This window comes from Hirschia maritima DSM 19733 (genome assembly GCF_000378345.1).
GTDB classification, from domain to species: Bacteria; Pseudomonadota; Alphaproteobacteria; order Caulobacterales; family Hyphomonadaceae; genus Hirschia; species Hirschia maritima.
In genome coordinates, this window is sequence record NZ_KB899548.1 from 129,365 (window position 1) to 144,006 (window position 14,642).

Here is a 14,642-nt window from a genome sequence, read left to right on the forward strand (position 1 = left end):
CTATATTTTCGAATGGCTCAATCAGTTTTTGTGAGACTTTTCAAAAGCGGCTTTTTGTTCTGGTGTGGCTTCGGTTTGGTGCTTGGATTTCCATTCATCAAACGGCATTCCATAGAAAGCTTCACGACCTTGGGCTTTATCCATATCAATTCCGCGTTCATTCGCTGCCTCTTGATACCAACGGCTGAGGCAATTGCGACAAAAACCAGCAAGGTTCATCATGTCGATATTCTGAACATCTTTGCGGTCTTCCATCAGGTGTTGCTGAAGGCGGCGGAATGCAGCGGCTTCGATTTCAAGTTTGGTTTGTGCGTCCATGATGTTCTCCTTGGTGTGCTTTTTATGTCGCTTCCATAGCGAAGTCCATCAAGATACTTATTGAAATAGCTTTGCTGAATGAAAAACCCACAATCAGCTAATGATTGTGGGTTTCCAATTAGAAAAAAAACTATCTTAGCTGAAGTCGTAGAAGCAAAGTTTGTTTCCGTCTGCATCACGAACATATGCGCCATAAAACATGTCTTCTATGCGCTGTCCTGGTGCTCCATCGCATGTTGCGCCTAATTTAATTGCTTTATCATACAACGCTGCAGCACCATCTCTGGAGCCACCTGGAAAAGCGAGCATTGTTCCATTGCCTGGGTGGGGAGCTTCTTTGTTGTATGGCTCACAAATGGCAATCATTGGTTGCTCTTTGTCTTTGCCGAGAAAAGCTATGCGACCGGCATCAATCTGCACTTGGGCATCAAAAAGCTTGCAGTAAAAATCCTTAGCGGCATTCATGTCCTTCACGCCGATTGTTGAGTATCCGATCATGGGAGTTTCCTTTTAGGTTGAGCAATTAAAGGTTAGTTGTTTGCAATGGGAAGGTGGCCTGTTTTGACGTAAATCAAGCAGCCTTCTTTGGAGAAGGGTTTGTGCTGTGACATGTGAGGGCTGCGTATCCAACTACCAGCGGGGTAGTCGCCATATTCATCAGAAAATACGCCTTCTAAAACCAATATCTCTTCGCCACCAAAATGAGTGTGTGGATTGAAATATGTGTCAGGTGCCCATCTAACCAGCGCCACATTTTCAGTTCCAAAAGTGTGAAGGGGAAGGACAGCTAATCCGTCAACTAAACCCGGTTGGAAGATTTCTTTCTTTGTATCAACAGAAAATTGATTCGTGTCAGATCCATCAAATTGCTGAAGTTTAACGAAAATCGTACACCCATCTTTTGTGAATGGCTTATGTGAAGTGCCGATAGGGTTGCGAACATATGTTCCTGCTGGATAGTCTCCATGCTCGTCGGAAAATGTGCCTTCAAGGACAAGAAACTCTTCTCCACCATTGTGAGTATGCGAAGAAAAATAAGAGTCAGGATCATATTTTACGAGAGTGGTTGCGCGCGCAACTTCGTCACCTATCCGGTCGAGTTTGCGTCTGTAAACGCCTTGCATGGGTGATGGCTCCCAAGGGAGCCTATTTGTATCTATCGCAATTTTCTTTGAAAAATCTGCATTGATCCGCATTGAAAGAAACCCTAATGATAATCTATCTACTGATAGGTAGATATCATATCGAATGATAATTGCAATATGAAAATACTCAGGATTGATCAGATAAAAGAAAGTTGATAAGCGGCAGTATGGATAGTGTTTCCCAAATTCTCGATATAGCAGAGCGCCGCATGCGCATAGCTGGATACAACTCAGTTAGTTTTCGGGATATTGCAGGCGAAATGGGAATTAAGAGCGCGAGCCTACATTATCATTTCCCTAAAAAAGAAGACTTGGGAACAGCTCTGGTTAAACGATATTCTGAAAAATTTTCTGAAAAGCTTGAGGTCAAATTAGATCAGGGGGCTTCACCGGCAGAGGAGATATTGGCGCTAACTAATGTGCTGCGTGAAGAATTAGTGGACGAAAAGCTAGTGTGCCTATGTGCAATGTTGGGGGCGGAAGCACCTGGATTACCATCAAGTGTTGTGGATGAAGTGAGGATCTTTTTTGATCAGAGCATAATATGGTTGGAGAAACGATACGCTGCGCTTAACTTTTCAAACTCTATTGGTATGGCGAAAGCCAGTTTCTCAATGCTCGAAGGTTCAATGATTACAAGTCTGGTATGTGAAGATATTGGAATTTTTGACGCTGTCATCGACAACATTCGCAATCAGATTGAAATCAATAGATCTTAGACGATTAGCTCAATTCCCATTCCATACGGAGTAAATCAGCGAGTTTTTTTCCTCGTTGTTTTACCGTTTCTGGTGTCCATTGATCGATTTCTTTAATGTCGTAACTCATTGCAAAGCTCGGTTCACCTTCGCGAAAGATTAGTTCCTTTTTGGAATGAAAGTCTTTGCGATCTGCTTCTTGGTTTTCTTTGTTGTTCAATAACGTGAAATTTCCAACACTATCAACAAGTTCTCTGTGTTGATTGGTTGAAGGCCATTGTTTTGCCCAATCTGATTTTGCGGGCATATTTCTCGGTAAAATATGCTCTAGAGTAACATCAAATTCAGCTGGTGTTGCAATTCCCTCATTGAGAATTGAGTTAATCCGCAAGCTTAAAGCCCGTCTTTGGCGATAGGTTGCGAAACGGCCCTCAAGTCTTTCGCTCAATGTTTCTCTTTCATCAGCGTTTAGTTCTAGATCACCATCAGGTGTATATAAATCGTCGCCATTTTCGATTGATTTTGAAATACGATTATAGCGCCGTAGTCGGAAATTATTGTCGGGTTTCGTAAATTGCATTGCAAACGCCAAGCGCTCTATTCTCTTAAAGAATAGAGTAAGCGGTGCCTCAGCAAGATCACCAGAAATCATGTATTTAAGAACTGGAATCCTCCAGCTAGAGTGCTCCAGACTTCTTAAGTGTATTAGGTGATGCCATGCTAATTTCGGGAATCCTTGGCTTGGTGCACGCAGCCCTAAAATAAGTTCATAAGCATCCACATATCGTGGAAGTAATTCTTCCAAAAAGACACGTGCGGTCATGATAGGGACAATATGGTCTCGATACCCAGAAAGAATATCTTCTCCGGGTTTGCCGTGAATGGTCCAAATGTATTTTAGAAGTTCGTCAAATCCAGTTGCATTTAAGCGGCGACCAAATTGGTTCCAAGCGATCGAGTGCGTGGCGGCTTCATCGACAGAGAAACCTGCCAACTCAAATAGCTCTGATTTCAGAATATCGTTTGCGCTGATCTGCTTTCCGCGCGTGTTGAGAACACGGAAAACAGTATATCCCATATCGCGATCTTCAACCTTTACTCTGACTAGCCCGCATCTTTTGAGTATGTATTGAGAAAGGGCAGAGCGTTCTTTGGTCGACATTTCATTCAGCATTTCACGCATCGCTTGGGTGTTGCTGAGAATGTGTTGAGGCGTGCCACTGGAGGTGACGTATTGTTCTGCTTCTTCGGTTGCACCGCGTTTTTGGATGACCTGTCGAAATATAGGGGAATCAACATTGTTCAATGTCAGTCGCCATTGTGAGGGACGCGTCAGTGTCCTTTTCGTTTCCAACATTTCATGGAGCTTGTTTGCTTCGTCTCTGGCAGGAGATAGATCACGTAAAATCGCGAATAAGATAGAAAGAGTTGCCAAACGTTGCTGACCGTCGACAACTTCGACAGGATCTTTTGCAGAGTTTTGCACGACGACAATAGCACCTAGAAAATAGGGGCGATTGCGTTCCATTGCATCTTGGAGGTCGCCTATGAGTTCAAGCGCTTCTTTTTCAGTCCATGAGTATCCTCGTTGATAAGGAGGCATTAAAAGACTATCGGAATCGGAAAATAATTCCCGCACAGTAATATCCTGTGCTTTAAATCCAAGAGACATTATTCACCTCACTCGTACGCGACTCAAACTCAATCGATACAATCTCAAAGCAGAGAAGTATCAAATATTCTAGGAACTTCTTTAGAGGGCCCCCAATGAAGCTAGCTCTATTTTCAATCCCATCTTTAACTGACCGTTCTATTCGTCTTGGCGTTGTGGTTAACGACACGATTATAGACGTGAGACAAAACGCTCCTTTTTTGTCTACGTCAATCATTGATCTCATAAGAAATTGGGATGAGACACGGACAATTTTATTGCGTGCTATAAAAGAGGCACCGACTTATGATGTAAACACGGTAGAGTTGCATGCGCCAATACCTAAACCGTCAAAAGTTCTAGCAATTGCAAAAAATTATGCAGCTCATGCTGCTGAGATGAAAGGAGAAGTGAGCGAGGTGCAAAATTGGTTTTGCAAACAGCCTACATCCATAAATTCTCCGAACTCTCCAGTTATGATGCCGACCGTGTCTGAACAATTGGATTATGAAGCTGAATTAGTCGTTGTCATTGGAAAATATGGTCGACATGTACCCGAAGAAAGAGCTCATGAAATCATTGGTGGGTATATGTGCGGATGCGACTATACTATTCGAGATTGGCAAAAGGCGGTTTCCAATTTCACTATGGGAAAAGGGTTTGATACCCACGCGCCAATCGGGCCTTATGTCGTAACTCCTGATGAGATTGAAGATGTATCACAATTGGGTATTCGTTGTTTCGTAAATGATGAAAAGCGACAAGACGGCGTTGTTGGCGATATGATTTTTTCTATCCACAAACAAATCGCGCATCTTACAGCCGCAATGACACTTGAACCGGGAGATATTGTTTTCACCGGTACACCAGCAGGAGTTGGGCAGGGGTACAGCCCTCCAAAATATTTGAAGGTTGGTGACAGAGTACGGGTGGAAATCGATAAAATTGGGTCAATGTCAGCAGAAATAATGCGCGAATCTGGAGAGTGTGTTATTTCATCTTGAAAACATGCTTAACGGGCATTGGCGAAGGATTGAGCAGTGAGTCAATTTGTGGGTCGATTTGTAATTATAAGCGTATTTGTGGCTGCAATCCTGCTGGGATTGGGAATGCTAATTCTAGGGCAACCCGGTGTGAGATTGTCAAAGTTTGAACAAGCTCAAGCTAGTTATTTCCAAGGCACAAAACCCGAGGCGGCTCCACTAAACAAAATCCAGGTTACACCTTGTGCTCCCGACACTTGCTTGCTCATTCAAGCGGGGGGGCGTGAATTCGTGGTTGGAGCGTCCGCAAGTTCTGCAGAGGGGTTGTTAAGACGTGGATTGCTTACTGAGAATTTGGATGGTGTGTTACTGACAGATTTGGGGTCATCGCAAATTCAAGGTTTGATAGGTTTAAGAGACCGCTCGTTAGAAGTTGGTCGTCGTACCAAGTTGAAAATATACGGACCTTCTGGTGTTGAACGGGTTGTTGAAGGTCTAAACGCGATGTTGGAAACGTCAGATGTAGATCGCTCTGTTCGATACGGGCAGGGCGTTTTACCCTTTGATATTGCTCAAGCAGAAGCTTTTATTGTTGATGAGCAACCAGATGAAGTTGGAATATTTGATTCCGGTGTGTTGCAAGTTTCAGCTTTCCAGGTTCAATCGACTTTGATGGGGGCTGAGGTTCTTTATCGTTTTGATTATGAAGACCAGTCATTGATAGTGGGTGGTTGTGGTGTTCGTAGAGCTGATATTGTCAGTGCAGAAGAGGGCGCTGCAAACAACAAAATTATGGTTTTGCCAGTTACTTCAAAAAATCAGTTAGAGATTATCCGCAAGCAAGCGAGAAATGCTGGGTTTGACAAGGAAAGTAGATTTACGACTGCACCGATTGAACGATGCTTGACGGTAGGCGGCTTGCAAAATCTAGCTGTCGCGACGGGTATTGAAAATGTAATAGCTTCACCACTCTATCCATATCCTTTGTCTCTCGCTGAAGAAAAAATATGGGAATCAGAAGCTAGACAATATTCTGAAGAAAGTCAGATGACTTTGATGTTTGGTGAGATGTGGCAGTCTAATTCATATCCCCAATAAATACTCACAAGAAAGATTTTCGCAATTTAAACAGCGAATCTTGGCCAATTAAGGCCTTCTAGTACTTTGATAGAAAGCGCTGCGGGGACGTGCTGATCCCCACCAGCAAGTCCCCGCGCTCCCCTTTTGCCCCCGCAAAAGCTTGTAGGCGACGCTTCTCTCATCAAGCCCACAAGGATCGCTGGCATGCACCCCTGCAAGCAGCTGGAGATAGTTAAGCTTAGGTTACAATTGAGAGTCTAGCCCTAGGAATGCTTCAGTGCTATTTCGATGGAATAGTGTTGCGTTCAAAGCACATTCATGTGAGCGAATGCAATTGGGGAAGATATGGGGCTTTTAAAACGAGGAAAGTTTGGTCTTGAGTGTAGATAAAGCTTTTCTTTTTAATAAGTTTAGCCTCAATGTAGTAAAGTTAGCGGATTGTAAACGCGTCGGCTTCATTCTAGCAGATGTTATGCACCGCCAGTTAAGAAATTAGGACGCGATCATGCCAATATTTGCGCATGTCATGCTATCATTGACTTATATCACCGCATGTATTGTCGGGGGAGCTGCACTGCATCGTTATGTAGGCATTGATCTGACTATTGCTGGATTGATAGCTGCTGCAGCGGGTTTAGCCTGTACGCAATTTCACGCAGTATTAACGCGTAGCAGCTCGGTCAAAGACCGTGAAGAACGCTTTGATACCCTCAGAAATGAACTCAAAAATCTGATTAAACGTGTTGAAGAGACTGAGCGCAGAGGGGATGAATTGCGCGAAGAATTCGAACGCGAAATTGCTGATCGCAGAGAAACACTCGTTACTGAAATGCGTGGCCTAGAGTCCATGATTTCCCGAATGTCAGATAGTTTCGAGACACGATTAAGTAATGTACGCCAAAGTGGTGACATGGCGAATGCAACTGGTTCTTCCGCATTGGAAGCTGTAAGAGATGCGCTTCGTCAAAACCGTGTTGATTTGCACCTTCAACCGATCGTCACGCTGCCACAGCGCCGTGTAAGGTTTTATGAAGGCTTCACAAGGCTTAGACGTGCAGACGGTGAAGTTATCATGCCGGGTGAATTTTTGGCTGAGGCTGAAAGCGCAGGGTTGCTCGGTGTTGTGGACAATATGCTTCTATTCCGCTGTGTACAAATCGTTCGCAGATTATCCGAGCGTGATCGCCGAGTAGGTGTTTTTTGTAACGTGGCTATGTCTTCTTTGGAAGATGAAACCTATTTCCCGCAATTCTTAGAATTTATGCGAGAGAACCAAGACTTAGCCGGAGCCATGATTTTTGAAATCGGTGTTCGAAACTTCAATAATCGTTCGAACATTGCAGCGCGGAATATGAGCCGTCTTGCTGAACTTGGTTTCCGTTTCTCCCTTGATAAAGGGGAAGGGTTAGATTTCGACCTTCCAGAATTACAGTCATCAGGTGTTCGCTTTGTGAAAGTATCCGGAGACCGTTTACTTTCAGAGTTAGTTCCTGGCGGTCAGAGACCAGTATCCGGTATTGTGCGTTCGATTGCTCCTGAAGATGTTTCCGCTGTCTTTATGCGATATGGTGTAGATTTGATCGTTGAAAAAGTTGAGGACGAAAAATCCGTCATCGAATTGCTGGACTTTGAGATTCCATTTGGACAAGGGCATGTGTTTGGTGCGCCGCGTCCTATCAAAGGTTCATTGCTTGAAGAAACAGCTCCTCCACCGGAATTTATACGCCGTGTGAATGTTGGTTCAAATATGAGTGCATAGCCAATAGATATGCAAAAAATTGATTGGAACAGGCTGGGCGAAGAATTGTCCAGCCTTTCTTTTTGATGGATTTGTCTCATCGATGTGCTTATCGTCTGCACGATTCTGAAAATTGAAGAGTATGAAAATGACCTCACTTCCTAGCCTAGTCCATTTGAACCAAATCGCAGATGAGTATGAGGCAATATTATGTGATGTGTGGGGGGTGATTCACAATGGACGAGAGGTCTTTTGGGAAGCTGTAGATGCGTTGCGCCGATACAGAGAAGTCCATGGTCCTGTTGTACTGATAACGAATGCACCAGTCCCTGAAGAGCGTGTTCTTATGAGTTTAGAGCGGGTAGGCGTGCCGGATGATTGCTATGATGCAGTCGTGACCTCAGGTGATGCAACACGTGCGGAGCTGGAAAAACGAATGCCGGGTCCCGTTTACTGTATCGGTCCAGATTATGATGATCCGCTCTATCAAGGTCTTGCAATGGAATACACGACCAAGATTGAAGAAGCAGCGTTTATTTCCTGCACAGGTTTGAGAGAAATACCAAAAGACCAACCTGAAAATTATCGTGATGAATTATCCAAGCTTGCAGCACGTGAATTGGATATGTTGTGCGCAAACCCTGATCTCGTCTTTAAATATGGGGACGAATTAATTCCATCAGCAGGGGCGTTGGCCAAGATTTATGAAGAGCTAGGTGGGCGCGTTATTCGTCCGGGAAAGCCCGGTGCACCAATTTATGAGTTGGCATACAAAAAACTGACTGAAATATTAGGCTATAAGCCGGTTTCAGATGCTATTTTGGCAATTGGAGATGGACCAGCCACCGATGCTCGAGGAGCCGTACGAGAGGGACTGGACTGTTTATTTATTGGTGGTGGTATTCACGGCGCAATAATAGAAGAAAGCGAGAGCTTTCTAGAAGATGCAGCGCAATTGCTTGCCAATGACGATGCAGACGCAGCTTATGCAGCGCCTGCACTCATCTGGTGAGGTCTGGTCATGAAAATGGTATTCCAGCCCTATATCAGCTCGCCGCTGCAAAATAGAGATGACTGGAACACTCAGATAAATTTGGTTTGATTTAGTCGAACAGAGCGTCGATGTCGTCTTGGTTTACGTCGTCTCCGGCGTCACCAAATAGAGCATCGATGTCATCTTGAGCAACTTCAGGGCCATCAATAGCGGGGCCATTTAGCAGTTGTTCACGATCACGTTTCTCTTCAGCAGTTTCTTCTCTAGCATTGTCTTGTACCCCTAATGCTTCGGAGAATGCTGAAACGCGTTCTTCGATGTGACGAAGAGTTGTCACAACCTTGTTCACACGTTGACCTGTAAGGTCTTGGAATGAACACGCTTCGATCATGCGCATCATGGCTGCATCAACTTGCTCTTTATATGCGGCTGGATCATCGATCTCTGCACACATAAGAGTTTCTGCTTCAGTCATGATTGTCTCTGTCGCTTCCTCTGTATCCTTAACAACTGCGTCAAGTTCTAGAGATGCACCAGGGATGCGCTCACCACTGATTTCATTTGGACAAAGGTCTGAAATTTCATCTTTGGCCTTTGAAATGAAGTCAGCGATATATTTAAATTCACCTTGGATCGTCTGATCGAGCGACCCGAAGAAAAATTTCATTGCATCTGCCAATTGGTGAGATAGTTCGAGAACTTCTACCAAAGGGCGGTCGCGTACATTGCTTTCTTTTAGAGACGTAATTGCGCCCTTAACTTTATCAGCAACTTCTGTAGGTGCGGCTACCATATTCTAATCCTCCCAGATCGGTTATTGCCCGCTAGGGAAATCAAAACTCACCAAGAACAGCTGTGATTTTGCCTTTTAGAGTTGCAGCATTAAATGGCTTAACAATGTAGTTGTTTACACCGGCTTTTTTTGCGGCAATCACGTTTTCCGTCTTAGATTCTGCGGTAACCATAATAAATGGTGTCGCTTTTAGCTTGTCGTCTGCGCGAACTTCGCGTAGCAGCTCATAGCCGGTCATGGGTTCCATGTTCCAGTCTGAGATGACGAGGCCATAATTGTTGTTTTGCATTTTGGCAAAAGCTTCTTTGCCGTCTGCAGCATCTTCAATGTTCTCGAAGCCAAGTTGCTTGAGAAGGTTAGTGATGATGCGAATCATCGTTTTATAGTCGTCCACGACCAGAACGGGCATCGACATATCGACAGCCATGGGAATCTCCTTTAGGGCGGCTAAACTTTGTCTGTTGGGACTAGTCATATCCAAACAAGGCAAATAAACCGTGAAAGGAAATAGAGATTTCACGAATTTACGTTAACCTTCTTGGAAGTAGGTTAGCGGGGTGAATTGGAGTAATTGAGATGAAACCAGGTAAGACTTACGAAGAACTTGAAATCGGCATGAGTCACGAAACGGAACACACTGTTACAGAGCAGGATGTTATGGATTTTGCCAAAATATCTGGTGATTTTAATCCGCTTCACGTCGATGAGGAATATGCAAAAACGACAGTTTTTGGAACGCGTGTCGCGCATGGTGCGCTGACTGCTTCATACATTTCTGCGATCCTTGGAAATGATTTGCCAGGGCCGGGCGCTATCTTCACAGATATGAATATGCGTTTTAAGCGACCAGTTAAAATCGGCTCTAAGGTATTGGTAAGAGCGGAAGTTTCTGAAATGCAACCGCGTGGTAATCGTGTGACTTTGGCAGTGAAATGTTCTGTGGATGGCAAAGCTGTCATTCAGGGTGAAGCCAAAGTCATGGTCCCATCTTCAGAAAAAAAATAAATTTCTAGATCATTCGTATAAAGATGATTGGCAGCCCGTAATGAAATTGTTTCATACCTTTGAAAATCTGCCCGATGATGTTCGGGGAGCGGGCATTGCAATTGGAAATTTCGATGGCCTACATTTAGGCCATCTTGGAGTCATTCGGCAGTTGAAAGAGGAGTGTAACGCCAGAAACACACCTCTTGGAGTGTTAATGTTTGACCCTACTCCGTTTAATTTTTTTAGACCTGATTCACCATCAAAACGAATCATGAGCCTAAAAAGGCGCATTAAAATTTTAAAAAATGCCGGTGTAGACATAGTTTGGGCGCTACCTTTCGACGCAGAAATGGCAAATAGAACGGATTCAGAGTTCGTCGAGCAAGTTCTGGTTAAGGGATTAGGTGTTTCAGCAGTTTCTGTTGGATTTGATTTTTGCTTTGGTAAAAAGAGAATGGGGAACACTGATACGCTTCAGGCTCTGGGCGACAAATTCGGCTTCGATGTTTTTGTTGCCCAAAAAATAATTTCTCAAGGTGCCGCGATTGATGTCGAGGGGGAGGTGTTGAAGACTTCTTCGACGCAAATTCGTGAATTAATTGCGGCAGGTGACATGAAGACTGCCAAATTATTGAAGCAGGACTATTGGGTGATTGAAGCAATAGTTGAACATGGCGAAAAGCGAGGCCGCACTCTTGGTTTTCCAACTGCCAATATGAAGCTGATTGATTATCAGCACCCTAAACATGGAATCTATGCTGTCTGGACAAAAATTGCTGGAGAAAGCGATTGGCGTAAAGGTGTTGCAAATTTTGGTCGTACTCCAACAACTGGTGAGCGGGATCCTTTGTTGGAAGTCTATATCTTCGATTTCGATGATGATGTTTATGACAAAGAGTTGGAAGTTGCTTTTGTTGAATATCTTCGTCCAGAAGAAAAATTTGACGACATGAATGCTCTGGTTGAGCAGATGAACAAAGACGCAGATTTAGCCAAACAAATTCTTTCAGTTGCCGATAAGCCTTTAATCTAAGAAAACGCGCGAAAATAAGATAGGAGAGAAGAGCTTATCTCTTTCCTCATTCTATTTAGCCTGATATGGAAATGCGCATGATGATGCAGAACATAATACGCATAGGCGCAGGCGCTTTTATTGATGGTGCCATTATAGGTCGAATTATCGGCCCGGTCCGCTAGACGGCGCAGTTTTAAGTGCGACACAGCGGTTCCGGGTTATTTCGCTAACCAAACTTCTGCTTTTAAATTCTCAAAAGATAAAAAATATGTCCAACGACACAAATTCTCCTGAAGGCCGCGATTACCGCGAAACGCTTTTCTTACCGACAACTGATTTCCCAATGCGGGCTGGGTTGCCAAAAGCAGAGCCAAAATGGCTTGAAAAATGGGACAGTGAAAACCTCTATGAAGCGCTACGAGAAGATGCCAAAGGTCGTCCTGAATTTATGCTGCATGATGGGCCCCCTTATGCAAATGGTCATCTTCACTTAGGGCATGCACTCAATAAGATTTTGAAAGACCTTGTTGTCCGCACAAAACAAATGACAGGGTTTGATGCGGATTACATTCCCGGTTGGGATTGCCACGGTCTGCCCATTGAATGGAAAGTTGAAGAACAGTTCCGTCAAAAGGGCAAAGCAAAGCGCGATGTTGATCCATCTGATTTCCGTGTGGCCTGTCGTGAATATGCCCAAAAATGGGTCGGCATTCAGCGTGATGAATTTAAACGCCTAGGTGTAATCGGGGATTGGGATAACCCATACCTGACAATGGATTACGGTTCTGAAGCGACAATCGTTGAAGAATTCCTGAAAGTCGCCATGTCCGGCCAAATGCGCCGTGGGTCAAAGCCGGTTATGTGGTCTCCAGTAGAGCAGACTGCACTTGCTGAAGCTGAAGTGGAATATCACGATCGCAAAGCGAATGTTATTTGGGTGAAGTTTCCTTGGGCTGGTGTCAATATTGGTGATGGTCCGAAATTGGATACGGATCTCCGAAATGATCTTAAAAATGCCAGCGTAGTCATTTGGACAACTACTCCATGGACAATCCCAGCCAATAGAGCAATTTCATATAACCCAAACATAGAATACGGGTTGTATGAATGTGTTTCACTGGAAGAGGACTTGCCATTTACTCCTTGGGTCGCACCAGGAGATAGGTTGGTTCTAGCAGAAAAACTTGCAGAGAGCGTGTTTAAAGCGGCAAAAGCAGCAGAGTGGAAAAAGGTCAGAGAGATCGACCCATTTGCATTAATTGCTTGTAGGCACCCTTTAGAAAAAGCTAACTTAGGTGGCTATGATTTCTCAGTACCTTTGATAGCTGGTGATCATGTAACTGATGACGCGGGTACAGGCTTTGTACACACGGCTCCATCTCATGGTGAAGACGACTATAATGTCTGGTTGGCGAATGGGTATTCCACATCCGACATTCCTGAAACATTGGATGATTTTGGCTGCTACACAAAAGAATGCCCGGGCTTTGAAGGATTAGATGTTATCCGTATTGACGGCAAAAAGCGTGGTCAGGATGGAAAAGCCAACAAAGCCGTGATGGATAAGCTTATTGAAGCGGGCAATCTACTTGCCCGTGGAATGACGACTTTGCGTGATGCGCACTCTTGGCGCTCAAAAGCACCAGTTATTCGCCGCGCGACCCCGCAATGGTTTATCCCGATGGATAAGGCGGATGAGAATGGCAAAACGCTGCGCGATAAAGCAATGGCTGCGATTGCTGAAACCCAGTTTACACCAGAACGAGGCCGTGCGCGCCTTGTGTCCATGGTGGAAGGACGTCCGGATTGGTTGATCTCTCGTCAACGCGCTTGGGGTGTACCTTTGACTTTGTTCGTCAACAAAGAAACAGGTGAAATTCTCAACGATAGCGATGTGAATGACCGCGTTGTTGCAGCTGTTGAGCAGGGTGGAGCTGACGCTTGGTTTGTCACGGATGCCGCTGATTTCCTTGGTGATAAATACAATGCTGAAGAGTATGAGAAAATCGTCGACATTTTGGATGTCTGGTTTGACTCAGGAACAACTCACTCATTCACATTAGAAAAACGTGGTAAAAAATGGCCAGCTGATCTTTATCTTGAAGGTTCAGATCAGCACCGTGGTTGGTTCCAATCATCCTTGCTTGAGAGCTGTGCGACTCGTGGACGTGCTCCTTATGAAGGCATTCTGACACACGGCTTCACACTGGCTGATGATGGAACGAAAATGTCCAAATCATCAGGCAATGGTATTGAGCCAGAAGAGATCAGCAAATCAGTTGGTGCTGAAATTATCCGCATCTGGGTAGCTTCATCTGACTGTACGGATGATCCAACTTACGGAAAAGAAGTCCAAGCAGCCAATGTTGAAAGCTATCGCAAGCTTCGCAACACATTGCGTTATTTGCTTGGCGCGCTTCATGGCTTTGAAGATAATGAACGTGTCGCTGTTGAAGATATGCCAAGCCTAGAACAATGGATGTTGCACCGACTTACCGAAGTTGATGCTAAAATCCGTGCGGCATTTGATGCTTATGATTTTCAAGCTGCTTTTAAAGAGCTTCAGGTGTTCACAAATAATGATGTATCGGCGGTATATTTCGATATCCGTAAAGATGCACTTTATTGTGATGCGCCAGATGATATTCGTCGCCGCGCCTGCCGCACTGTGATGGATGAATTGTTTAAGTGCCTAACTGCTTGGTATGCACCTATTATGGTGTTCACATGTGAAGAGGCGTGGAGACTTCGCTTCCCTGAAGCTGGTTCGGTTCACTTGCGCCAATTCCCTGAAGTTCCTGAGGCATGGAAAAATGCCGCAGTGGCCGAGAAGTGGGCAAAGCTTTTCAAGGTTCGCCGTGTTGTGCTTGGTGCACTTGAAATTGAGCGCCGCGAAAAGCGTATTGGATCTTCATTGGAAGCTGCGCCAGAAGTTTATGTGTCTGATGCAAATCTGTTAGCCGCCTTTGATGGTGAAAATGCAGCTGATATTTTCATCACATCCGATGTTGTATTGAAATCTGATGCGGCACCAGAAAACGCCTTCACAATGGAAGAAGTTGAAGGTGTCGGGGTTGTTCCTGCATTGGCTGAAGGTGTTAAGTGTGCAAGATCATGGAAGATTTTCGATCCTGCCACAGCTATGCCTGATTTCCCGGGCATTACGCCAAGAGACGCAAAAGCTGTGATGGCTTGGGAAAAACTGAACAAAAGCGCTTAAGCGTTGGAATATCTGAGGGA

General features: G+C 44.6%; 14 protein-coding genes. 8 read left to right on the forward strand and 6 right to left on the reverse strand.

The window, feature by feature from the left end:
• Positions 1–21: 21 nt before the first annotated feature.
• From F551_RS0113830 to F551_RS0113840, 3 genes are all read right to left on the reverse strand, one after another.
• A complete protein-coding gene (locus tag F551_RS0113830; protein WP_018998114.1) occupies positions 22–318 on the reverse strand; it encodes a DUF1244 domain-containing protein in 297 nt (98 codons plus the stop codon).
• A 135-nt stretch (positions 319–453) separates the two neighbouring features.
• Positions 454–816: a VOC family protein gene (locus tag F551_RS0113835; protein WP_018998115.1), complete on the reverse strand. Its 363-nt coding sequence runs from the start codon at positions 814–816 to the stop codon at positions 454–456.
• 32 nt (positions 817–848) lie between these two features.
• Positions 849–1,514 (reverse strand): cupin domain-containing protein, encoded by a 666-nt coding sequence (locus F551_RS0113840; RefSeq protein WP_018998116.1) that lies wholly within the window; start codon positions 1,512–1,514, stop codon positions 849–851.
• A gap of 116 nt (positions 1,515–1,630) precedes the next feature.
• Here F551_RS0113840 and F551_RS0113845 point away from each other — a divergent pair, with 116 nt between their 5' ends.
• On the forward strand, positions 1,631–2,182 hold the full coding sequence (locus tag F551_RS0113845; protein WP_018998117.1) for a TetR/AcrR family transcriptional regulator: 552 nt from the start codon (positions 1,631–1,633) through the stop codon (positions 2,180–2,182).
• Between the two features lie 4 nt (positions 2,183–2,186).
• On the opposite strand, the gene F551_RS0113850 is transcribed toward F551_RS0113845, so the two are convergent.
• Complete coding sequence (locus F551_RS0113850; protein ID WP_018998118.1) at positions 2,187–3,833, reverse strand: DUF262 domain-containing protein; 1,647 nt, start codon at positions 3,831–3,833, stop codon at positions 2,187–2,189.
• Between the two features lie 95 nt (positions 3,834–3,928).
• Between F551_RS0113850 and F551_RS0113855 the strand changes: the two genes are divergently transcribed.
• From F551_RS0113855 to F551_RS0113875, 4 genes are all read left to right on the forward strand, one after another.
• Positions 3,929–4,816, forward strand: a complete 888-nt coding sequence (locus tag F551_RS0113855) for a fumarylacetoacetate hydrolase family protein (RefSeq protein ID WP_018998119.1) — start codon at positions 3,929–3,931, stop codon at positions 4,814–4,816.
• Positions 4,817–4,852: 36 nt separating this feature from the next.
• Entirely contained in the window at positions 4,853–5,893 is a 1,041-nt protein-coding gene (locus tag F551_RS0113860; RefSeq protein ID WP_018998120.1) for an MBL fold metallo-hydrolase, read from the forward strand.
• Positions 5,894–6,380: 487 nt separating this feature from the next.
• Entirely contained in the window at positions 6,381–7,634 is a 1,254-nt protein-coding gene (locus F551_RS0113870; protein ID WP_018998122.1) for an EAL domain-containing protein, read from the forward strand.
• Between the two features lie 127 nt (positions 7,635–7,761).
• Positions 7,762–8,625, forward strand: coding sequence for a TIGR01459 family HAD-type hydrolase (locus F551_RS0113875; protein WP_018998123.1), 864 nt, complete (start codon positions 7,762–7,764; stop codon positions 8,623–8,625).
• Positions 8,626–8,716: 91 nt separating this feature from the next.
• Here F551_RS0113875 and F551_RS0113880 read toward each other — a convergent pair whose 3' ends face one another.
• Together F551_RS0113880 and F551_RS0113885 are read right to left on the reverse strand one after the other, a co-directional pair.
• Entirely contained in the window at positions 8,717–9,400 is a 684-nt protein-coding gene (locus F551_RS0113880; protein ID WP_018998124.1) for a protein phosphatase CheZ, read from the reverse strand.
• A gap of 40 nt (positions 9,401–9,440) precedes the next feature.
• Complete coding sequence (locus F551_RS0113885; RefSeq protein WP_018998125.1) at positions 9,441–9,827, reverse strand: response regulator; 387 nt, start codon at positions 9,825–9,827, stop codon at positions 9,441–9,443.
• A gap of 149 nt (positions 9,828–9,976) precedes the next feature.
• Here F551_RS0113885 and F551_RS0113890 point away from each other — a divergent pair, with 149 nt between their 5' ends.
• The 3 genes from F551_RS0113890 to ileS all read left to right on the forward strand — a co-directional run bounded on the left by F551_RS0113890 (position 9,977) and on the right by ileS (position 14,622).
• Positions 9,977–10,405 (forward strand): MaoC family dehydratase, encoded by a 429-nt coding sequence (locus F551_RS0113890; RefSeq protein WP_018998126.1) that lies wholly within the window; start codon positions 9,977–9,979, stop codon positions 10,403–10,405.
• A 40-nt stretch (positions 10,406–10,445) separates the two neighbouring features.
• The gene (locus F551_RS0113895; RefSeq protein ID WP_018998127.1) at positions 10,446–11,420 is read left to right on the forward strand and encodes a bifunctional riboflavin kinase/FAD synthetase; all 975 of its coding nucleotides are present in this window, start codon (positions 10,446–10,448) and stop codon (positions 11,418–11,420) included.
• A 250-nt stretch (positions 11,421–11,670) separates the two neighbouring features.
• A complete protein-coding gene (ileS, locus tag F551_RS0113900; RefSeq protein WP_018998128.1) occupies positions 11,671–14,622 on the forward strand; it encodes an isoleucine--tRNA ligase in 2,952 nt (983 codons plus the stop codon).
• Positions 14,623–14,642 lie beyond the last annotated feature (20 nt).

Excerpts from the sequence above, each read along its gene's own strand:
- F551_RS0113875 (WP_018998123.1), top strand. The coding sequence starts at position 7,762 with ATGACCTCACTTCCTAGCCTAGTCCATTTGAACCAAATCGCAGATGAG.
- F551_RS0113845 (WP_018998117.1), top strand. The coding sequence starts at position 1,631 with ATGGATAGTGTTTCCCAAATTCTCGATATAGCAGAGCGCCGCATGCGC.
- F551_RS0113885 (WP_018998125.1), bottom strand. The coding sequence starts at position 9,827 with ATGGCTGTCGATATGTCGATGCCCGTTCTGGTCGTGGACGACTATAAA.
- F551_RS0113880 (WP_018998124.1), bottom strand. The coding sequence starts at position 9,400 with ATGGTAGCCGCACCTACAGAAGTTGCTGATAAAGTTAAGGGCGCAATT.
- F551_RS0113835 (WP_018998115.1), bottom strand. The coding sequence starts at position 816 with ATGATCGGATACTCAACAATCGGCGTGAAGGACATGAATGCCGCTAAG.
- ileS (WP_018998128.1), top strand. The coding sequence starts at position 11,671 with ATGTCCAACGACACAAATTCTCCTGAAGGCCGCGATTACCGCGAAACG.
- F551_RS0113870 (WP_018998122.1), top strand. The coding sequence starts at position 6,381 with ATGCCAATATTTGCGCATGTCATGCTATCATTGACTTATATCACCGCA.
- F551_RS0113840 (WP_018998116.1), bottom strand. The coding sequence starts at position 1,514 with ATGCGGATCAATGCAGATTTTTCAAAGAAAATTGCGATAGATACAAAT.
- F551_RS0113890 (WP_018998126.1), top strand. The coding sequence starts at position 9,977 with ATGAAACCAGGTAAGACTTACGAAGAACTTGAAATCGGCATGAGTCAC.
- F551_RS0113895 (WP_018998127.1), top strand. The coding sequence starts at position 10,446 with ATGAAATTGTTTCATACCTTTGAAAATCTGCCCGATGATGTTCGGGGA.
- F551_RS0113850 (WP_018998118.1), bottom strand. The coding sequence starts at position 3,833 with ATGTCTCTTGGATTTAAAGCACAGGATATTACTGTGCGGGAATTATTT.
- F551_RS0113855 (WP_018998119.1), top strand. The coding sequence starts at position 3,929 with ATGAAGCTAGCTCTATTTTCAATCCCATCTTTAACTGACCGTTCTATT.
- F551_RS0113830 (WP_018998114.1), bottom strand. The coding sequence starts at position 318 with ATGGACGCACAAACCAAACTTGAAATCGAAGCCGCTGCATTCCGCCGC.